Raw genomic sequence first — 7816 nt, 5'->3', positions numbered from 1 at the left:
AGGAGATGCTCAAGGACGCGCCCGATCTCGGCGATCTTCAGCGGCAGCTCGAACAGGCTTCGGCCAATGTCTCGCGCGACCGCGCTACGCTTGCCGACGCGCGGGCCGTGCATGAGGGGCTGCGCCGCGAGGCCGAGGTGCGCATGCGCCGGCTCGACGCCATCGGCGCGGAGCGCAGGAACTGGGTGGAGCGCGCCGAGAACGCCTCGACGCAGATTGCCGCGCTTGGCGAGCGCAAGGCCGAGGCCGAGGCCGAACGCGAGCGGTTGGCCGATGCGCCGGACGAGATCGATGCCAAGCGCCGCGCTTTGCTGACGCAGCTTTCAGAGGCGGAGGCGTTGCGCCAGACGGCGAGCGACCGCCTGCAGGAGGCGGAGAACAAGCAGGCCGAGCTCGACAAGGCGGCCACCGCGGCGATCCAGTCGCTCGCCGAGGCGCGCGAGACCCGCGTGCGCGCCGAGGAGCGGCTCACCGCGGCGGACGAACGCCGCGCCGAGGTCGAGGCGCGCATCCAGGAAGCGCTGAACACGCCGCCGCATCTGGTCTTCCAGCATACCGGGCTCAAAGCCGACGATCCGATGCCCGACATGGCCGAGATCGAGCGACAGCTCGACCGCCTGAAGATCGAGCGCGAGCGGCTTGGCGCGGTCAATTTGCGCGCCGAGGAAGAGCAGCGGGAGCTATCGGAGCGGCTGGAGACCATCGTTTCCGAGCGCGAGGACATCATCGAGGCGATCAGGAAACTGCGCCAGGCGATCCAGAGCCTCAACCGCGAGGGCCGCGAGCGGCTGCTGTCCGCCTTCGAGGTGGTCAACGGCCATTTCCAGCGGCTGTTTTCGCATCTGTTCGGCGGTGGCACGGCCGAGCTGCAGCTGATCGAGTCGGAAGATCCCCTGGAAGCTGGCCTTGAAATCCTCGCTCGCCCGCCCGGCAAGAAGCCGCAGACCATGACGCTGCTTTCCGGCGGCGAGCAGGCGCTGACGGCGATGTCGCTGATCTTCGCCGTCTTCCTCACCAACCCCGCGCCGATCTGCGTGCTCGACGAGGTCGACGCGCCGCTCGACGACCACAATGTCGAGCGCTTCTGCAATTTGATGGAAGAGATGGCGAAGACGACGGAAACCCGCTTCGTCATCATCACCCACAACCCGATCACCATGGCGCGCATGGATCGCCTCTTCGGCGTCACCATGGCCGAGCAGGGCGTCAGCCAGCTGGTCTCGGTCGACCTGCAAGCGGCCGAAGCGATGCGCGAGGCGAGCTGAGCTCACCTCTCAGGTTCGACGACCAATCCTACTTTTCCGGAGCTGTCGCAGGCGCCGTATACCTGCGCCGCACGGCGTCGATCACCAGCTTGCGGCTTTCCTCGGCCGACAACGCCTTGTTCTTCTCCGCCTCCGCCGTCTCTCGGGCGAGGTCCTTGTCCCTGATCTGCTGGCGGAACCATTTGGAATAATCGCCGGCGCGCAAATGGTGTTCCCATGTCTTGTCGTCGATGCCTTCCGCCATCTGCGCGAAGATGATGAGGTTATGGGCTCTGAGGTTCATCGCCTTCTTCGGTCCGGTGAAATAGAAGCTGCCCTCTTCGTCGAGCTCGCCCTCGGCATATTTGCGGCTGTGGCGCTTCAGCGACTGGGCGGGCTCGATCGCCTTGACCGAGAACGGCGCCTTGCCGTCATGCGGGCGCCAGAACAGCACGCGGTCGCCCTTCGGCGATGGAATGTCCTTCGGCGCCGGGAGTCCCGTTTCCTTGCAGAAGGTCTTGATCACGCCCTTCGCCTGGGGGCCAAGCGCGATCACCGCCGTCACCAGGCCGAGCGCGTCGGTGGAGATTGCTTCGGGGTGGACGGTGATCAGCACCGTGCCGGGCAGCTCGATCGAAAGCACCGAACGCGTATCCCCGCGCCGCTTGGGCATCAAGTGATGCGCCTCGTCGATGATCAGCCAGTGCGGCCTTGCCGTCCGGTAGCGGATATTGCCGAGGCCGGGCAGCAATTCGGCGAAGAAATCAGGCCGCTCGTCCACCTTCAGCGCCAGGCCGTTGACCACGACATTGTTCTGCGGCTTCTCGATCAGTTCCAGCAGCTGCTCCTTGTTGGGCGCGGTCGAGCCGTTGCCGAGCGGCACCGCGCCTTTCAGCCCGTCATAGTCGCCCTCGGGGTCGAAAATGCAGAACTGCAAACCCTTCTCGACCAGCCGCTCGGTGAGCGCCGTGGCCAGGGTCGATTTGCCGATGCCCGAGCTGCCGGCGATCAGCACTGTTTCGGTCGGCGACAGATAGATGTCCTTGCCGCGCGAAGTTCCGAGCAGCACGCCGCCCAAGCGCTTCTTGGCAATGAGGTGGTCGTGCTTGATCAGCTTGCGGATCAGTTCCTCGACGCCCTTGCCGCGCACCTCCTTGGTGACGAGATCTGCGGTTTCCTTGACGGCGGGCAGCGCGTTGGCCACCGCGACGCTGCAGCCCGAGGCCCTGAGAAAAGCGTGGTCGTTCTCGGCGTCGCCGACCGCCACGACATTGTGCGCCGACAGTTTCAGGTCTTCGAGCGCCGCCGCCAGCCCGGTCGCCTTGTTGACGCCGGAAGGCAGGATCATCACCGCGCCCTTGTTGAAGATGATTTCCAGCTCCAGCCCGAGCTTCTTGATGACATCGAGCACGGTCGCCTGATGCGGTTCCCAGGTGGCGACGATCGATCGCCCGACCGAGAGCGGCTTCACGCCGCGCTTCTTCAGCCTGTCGACGAGATCCGCGGAAGGCGAGGGCGAGATCGTGCGCTCTTCCTCGCTCGCCGGCGTGTAGATCAGCGCGCCGTTTTCGGCCACGACCTTGTCGAACAGCGACAGTTCGGGAAACACCTCCTTCAGGTCGGGCAGCTCGCGCCCGGTGACCAGGATGAGCTTTCGCCCGGATTTCTTCAGCTTCTCCAACGCCGAGATCGTGCTCGCGGTGACCAGGCCATCATGCGCCAGCGTGCCGTCATAGTCGGTGGCCAATGCCATGAAATACATCGGTTGAGCCTCTCCATCGTCCGTTTTGCCGGTCGCCTGGAAAACCGGCCGGGTGGACAACAACGCCTGTTGGTGGAAAAGGTTTAGGCCGGGCACTGGATTTGTCGGGCTGGCGCCAGGTCCGTCCTGCATCGTGGCGGCCAACTCGCCGATACCAATGGAACGATCGGGCGCCAGGATCTCGATCCGCCCACTTGCCCCGCGGCAACGCCTTCGCTACTGCCATTCCATGGCAACGCACAGGCTCATCAACAGCACGTGGCACAATGTCCTCGGGACGGTCGCGCCGGCGCTCACAATTGCATCCGGCGATGTCGTGATCACAGAGACGCTGGACGCCAGGGGCTTCGACAAGAACGGTGCGCGACCGGCTCATGGTCCAAACCCGATGAACGGCCCGGTCTTCGTGACGGGAGCCGAACCGGGCGACGCGCTCCGCGTGGACATCCTGCGCATGGATCCTATCCGCCCCTCCGGCTGGACGATCTCGTCGCTGGCCGCGAATGTTGTCGATCCCGAGGCTGCTCGCCAATTGCCGGCGCGCGACAGAGCCGACTGGCTGGTCGATCTGGAATCGCGAATCGCGAAGTTGCAGGAGCCGCCGCCAGGCCTTGAGAACTTCGTGCTGCCGCTCGAACCGATGATCGGTTGCTTTGGCGTGGCGCCCGCGATGGGCCAGGCTTTCTCCACCGCGACAAGCGCGGAGAATGGCGGGAACATGGATTATCGCGGCTTTCGGCCTGGCGCGACCGTTTGGTTTCCCGTCGCCGTGGAGGGTGCGCTCTTCTTTGCGGGCGATTGCCATGCAACGCAGGGCGATGGGGAGATCGTCGGAACCGGGATCGAGACCTGTTTTGAAGTGCAGCTACGCCTTAGCGTGGAAAAGAACAGGCGGTTGACATGGCCTCGCGGTGAAAACGAAACGCACATTTTCTCGGTCGGCAACGCGCGGCCGCTGGATCAGGCCCTTCAGCATGCGACCACGGACATGCTCAACTGGCTGACCAGCGATTATGGATTGTCCGCCGCCGCCGCATCGCATCTGATGGGACAGGTTGTCCGGTATCACGTCGGAAACGTCTTTGATCCTGCCTACACGATGGTCTGCCTTGTCGAAAAGCGATGGCTTCCGGCATCCGTCGGCTGAGGAGCGCACGCCCCAAGGTGCGCCAACCGGAACCCGCTCCGTGGCTCCGGGCGGCATACATCAGACTGTCTGTGACGGCATGAAGCGGACGCTTGCCGAGCGGCTCTCGCCAGGCGCGTAGCACCATGCAGCCTGTGTCTTCGTCCAACCGGTTGAAGGCGTCGGTGACGTTGCTGACCGGCTCGGCGCAGAAGAACGGCTCGCCTGGCGGTGTGTAGAGCACCAGGAAATCGAGCTGTGCTTCGGCCTCGATGTCCAATAGCCGTTCCTCATCCGGCCAGGTGATGCGGGCACGGCGTGTCCATCCCGTGAAGACGGTGTCGAATGCGGCCTCGGCGACGTCGAAGCCCGTTGTCGGATCGGCGCCCGCGGGCGGCGAAACATGGCGTGTGGGCAGAACCTGGGCGTCGGTTTCCCACATCCCGGTGACATCGGCCTGGATATGCGTCCACGGCGTGGCGGGAAAATAGGGATGAAGCCCGAACCCGCCCGGCATGGGCGTGTCCGAGAGGTTGCGCAGCGAGATCCGGATGCTCAGGCAGCCCCGTACGAGTCCGATCCTCTGCTCGGCCTCGTAGCTCCAGGGCCAGGAATCGGCATCGTGGCGATAGCGCAGGATCGCCCTGGCTTGCTGGTGTCCGGCCAGCGTCCACGGCAGTCGCCAGCCATGGCCGTGCTCATAATGCGGGTCGTCTGGTCGCGTCGGCAACTCTATGGTCCGGCCGGCGAAGCTGAAGCGGCCGCCCCTTACACGATTGGAGTAGGGGACCAGCGGAAAGCAGGCCATCGCGCCCGCGTCGCGGCTGTCGAACGCGGCGGGCAGGGCGGGGCGTAGCCAATCGACGGCATGCCCATTTTCCGCCAGCGATATGACGCCAGCGCGCCGCCGGCGGCCGGGGCGATCTCGACCGTCGCCAGACCGTCGGTGATCGTGACCAGGCCGTCCGCGCCTCTTGTCTCAAAATTTCCATCCATCCTCTCTCCAGCGGCTTGACTCTCAACTATGGCTGGATAAAGACATATCATATGAATAGTATGAAGAATACAAAATCCTTCAGCACCGCACGCACGTCGCGGGTCGTCGCGGCGGTCGCCAGCGGCTCGACGGCGCTGCATGCGACGGTCGTCGAGCAGATCGGGCTGCGCATTGTCCAGGGCGATTTCCTGCCGGGCGAGGCACTCCCCAATGCCGATGATTCCAGTGAGATGCTGGGCGTCAGCCGCACCGTGCTGCGCGAGGCCATCAAGGTCCTGGCGGGCAAGGGGCTGGTCGAGTCGCGGCCTAAGACCGGCACCCGGGTGCGCCCACGCTCCGACTGGAATTTCCTCGATCCGGACGTCCTTTCATGGCGCTACGCGGCGGGCGTCAGCGCCGAGGACGTCACCGCCCTTTTCGAGCTGCGCCGGGCGATCGAGCCGATGTCGGCCGCGCTTGCGGCCAAGCGCGCGACGCCGGCGCAGCTTGCCGATCTCAACGCCGCGCTCGCCGAAATGGAGGTCGTGGGCGACGACGGCGACCGCTTTGCTAAGCCCGACCTCATCTTCCACCAGACCATCCTGCGCATGACGGGCAACGAACTGATCGGCTCGCTGGCAGCGCTGGTGGAAACGGCCCTGATGATGAGCTTCCGTCTCTCCAACGACAATCCGGAGGGGCAGCGCCACTCGCTGCCGCTGCATCGCGAGGTGGCCGAGAAGATCGCCGCCGGCGATGGAAGCGGCGCGCAGCAGGCGCTTCTCGTCCTCATCGACAATGCCGAGGAAGACGTTCGCCGCAGCGTCGAGAACCGCAACAGGCGCCGTAAGGAGCAGAGATCGTGAGCGAAAGACGAAAGCTGCGGTCGACAGCCTGGTTCGGCGGTGAAGGCAAGAACGCCTTCATGCACCGCAGCTGGATGAAGAACCAGGGCATTCCGGACGATGCGTTCGACGGTCGCCCGGTGATCGGCATCTGCAACACCTGGTCGGAACTGACCCCGTGCAATGCGCATTTGCGGGCGCTTGCCGATCACGTCAAGCGCGGCGTCTATGAGGCCGGCGGCCTGCCGGTCGAATTTCCCGTGACATCGCTCGGCGAAAGCAACATGCGCCCGACCGCGATGCTGTTCCGCAATCTGGCGAGCATGGACGTCGAAGAGTCCATTCGCGGCAACCCTATCGACGGCGTCGTGCTCATGGTCGGCTGCGACAAGACCACGCCGTCGCTCCTTATGGGAGCGGCGTCCTGCAACCTGCCGACCATCGCCCTGTCGGGCGGCCCGATGCTGAACGGCAAGTTCCGCGGTCAGGACATCGGCTCCGGCACCCATGTCTGGAAATTAGCCGAGGACGTGAAGGCCGGGCGCATGAAGGTCGAGGACTTCCTCGCCGCGGAGCAGGGCCAGAGCCGGTCGGCCGGCAGCTGCATGACCATGGGCACCGCTTCCACAATGGCCAGCATGGTCGAGGCGCTGGGCATCGGCATGCCGGACAATGCCGCCATACCGGCGGTCGACTCGCGCCGTGGCGTGCTTGCGCAGCTTGCCGGGCGGCAGATCGTCGATCTTGTGCACCGGGACGTGACGATTTCGCAAATCCTCACCCGGCAGGCCTTCGAGAACGCCATCCGCGTCAACGGCGCCATCGGCGGATCGACCAACGCGGTGCTGCACCTCATAGCGATCGCGCATCGCGTCGGCGTCGATCTCAGCCTCGACGACTGGGATCGCCTCGGCCGCGATGTGCCGACCATCGTCGACCTGATGCCGTCGGGCCGGTTCCTGATGGAAGATTTCTACTACGCCGGGGGGCTGGCTGCGGTCATGGCGTCGCTGGATGGGGCGGGGTTTCTCCATCGCGACGCCATGACCGTCAGCGGAAAGACGATCGGCGAGCTAGTCGACGGTGCGCCGAACTACAACAGCGAGGTAATCCGGCCGCTCGACCGGCCGCTGACCAGGGAAGGCGGCATATCGGTGCTGCGCGGCAACCTTGCGCCCAACGGCGCCGTCATAAAGCCGTCGGCGGCGACCCCTGCGCTGATGCAGCACCGGGGCAGGGCGGTGGTCTTCGAGAATATCGAGCACTACTACGCCCGCATCGACGACCCGGACCTCGACATCGATGCCTCGTCGGTGATGGTGCTCAAGAATTGCGGGCCGCGCGGCTATCCCGGCATGGCCGAGGTCGGCAACATGCCGCTGCCGGCCAAGCTCCTGAAACAGGGTGTTTCCGACATGGTCCGCATCTCCGATGCGCGCATGAGCGGCACCGCCTACGGCACCGTGGTCCTGCATGTTGCTCCCGAGGCTGCTGCGGGTGGCGCGCTTGCCCTGGTTCGCGACGGCGACCTCATCGATCTCGACGTGGCCGGCAGGCGTCTCGAGTTGCTGGTTTCCGAAGAGGAGCTTGCCGCCCGCCGCCGCGACTGGAAGCCGCCGGCGCCACCCGAGGGCGGCTACCAGAGCCTCTATGTCGAGCGCGTGCTGCAGGCCGATCGGGGCTGCGATTTCGATTTCCTTGTCGGGCGCCGCGATGCCGGCATCCCCCGCCATTCGCATTAGGTGCCGCAATGAGCGACGAGACCGGGAGCTATGCGATCTACCCCAGCCTGCGGGGCCGCAGCGTCTTCATAACCGGCGGCGGCAGCGGCATCGGCGAGAGCCTCGTGCGCCATTTCTGCGC

General features: G+C 65.4%; 5 protein-coding genes and 2 pseudogenes. 5 read left to right on the top strand and 2 right to left on the bottom strand.

The window, feature by feature from the left end:
* Positions 1 to 1265: AAA family ATPase (locus EOA24_RS20610; RefSeq protein ID WP_145992537.1), on the top strand; the 1265-nt coding region annotated here is incomplete at its 5' end.
* A gap of 28 nt (positions 1266 to 1293) precedes the next feature.
* On the opposite strand, the gene EOA24_RS20605 is transcribed toward EOA24_RS20610, so the two are convergent.
* Complete coding sequence (locus tag EOA24_RS20605; protein WP_126078543.1) at positions 1294 to 3006, bottom strand: HAD family hydrolase; 1713 nt, start codon at positions 3004 to 3006, stop codon at positions 1294 to 1296.
* Positions 3007 to 3235: 229 nt separating this feature from the next.
* Between EOA24_RS20605 and EOA24_RS20600 the strand changes: the two genes are divergently transcribed.
* Positions 3236 to 4153, top strand: a complete 918-nt coding sequence (locus EOA24_RS20600) for an acetamidase/formamidase family protein (RefSeq protein ID WP_126078542.1) — start codon at positions 3236 to 3238, stop codon at positions 4151 to 4153.
* A 214-nt stretch (positions 4154 to 4367) separates the two neighbouring features.
* Here the strand turns inward: EOA24_RS20600 and EOA24_RS20595 are convergent.
* Positions 4368 to 4976: pseudogene (locus tag EOA24_RS20595) on the bottom strand (aldose 1-epimerase); the annotation flags it as partial.
* A gap of 212 nt (positions 4977 to 5188) precedes the next feature.
* Here EOA24_RS20595 and EOA24_RS20590 point away from each other — a divergent pair.
* From EOA24_RS20590 to EOA24_RS43165, 3 genes and pseudogenes are all read left to right on the top strand, one after another.
* Positions 5189 to 5974 (top strand): FadR/GntR family transcriptional regulator, encoded by a 786-nt coding sequence (locus EOA24_RS20590; protein ID WP_126078541.1) that lies wholly within the window; start codon positions 5189 to 5191, stop codon positions 5972 to 5974.
* Complete coding sequence (locus EOA24_RS20585; protein ID WP_126078540.1) at positions 5968 to 7695, top strand: IlvD/Edd family dehydratase; 1728 nt, start codon at positions 5968 to 5970, stop codon at positions 7693 to 7695. The genes EOA24_RS20590 and EOA24_RS20585 overlap by 7 nt, the downstream gene beginning before the upstream one ends.
* Positions 7696 to 7703: 8 nt before the next feature.
* Positions 7704 to 7816, top strand: a pseudogene (locus EOA24_RS43165) (3-oxoacyl-ACP reductase); the annotation flags it as partial.

It is taken from the genome of Mesorhizobium sp. M2A.F.Ca.ET.039.01.1.1, assembly GCF_003998035.1.
Lineage (GTDB): Bacteria > Pseudomonadota > Alphaproteobacteria > Rhizobiales > Rhizobiaceae > Mesorhizobium.
Note: the sequence above shows the minus strand (reverse complement) of the source record. Positions and strands in the feature narration are given on the sequence as shown.

What these genes read in the sequence shown, in the direction of transcription:
- EOA24_RS20600 (WP_126078542.1), top strand. Translation starts at nt 3,236, where the DNA reads ATGGCAACGCACAGGCTCATCAACAGCACGTGGCACAATGTCCTCGGG.
- EOA24_RS20590 (WP_126078541.1), top strand. Translation starts at nt 5,189, where the DNA reads ATGAAGAATACAAAATCCTTCAGCACCGCACGCACGTCGCGGGTCGTC.
- EOA24_RS20605 (WP_126078543.1), bottom strand. Translation starts at nt 3,006, where the DNA reads ATGTATTTCATGGCATTGGCCACCGACTATGACGGCACGCTGGCGCAT.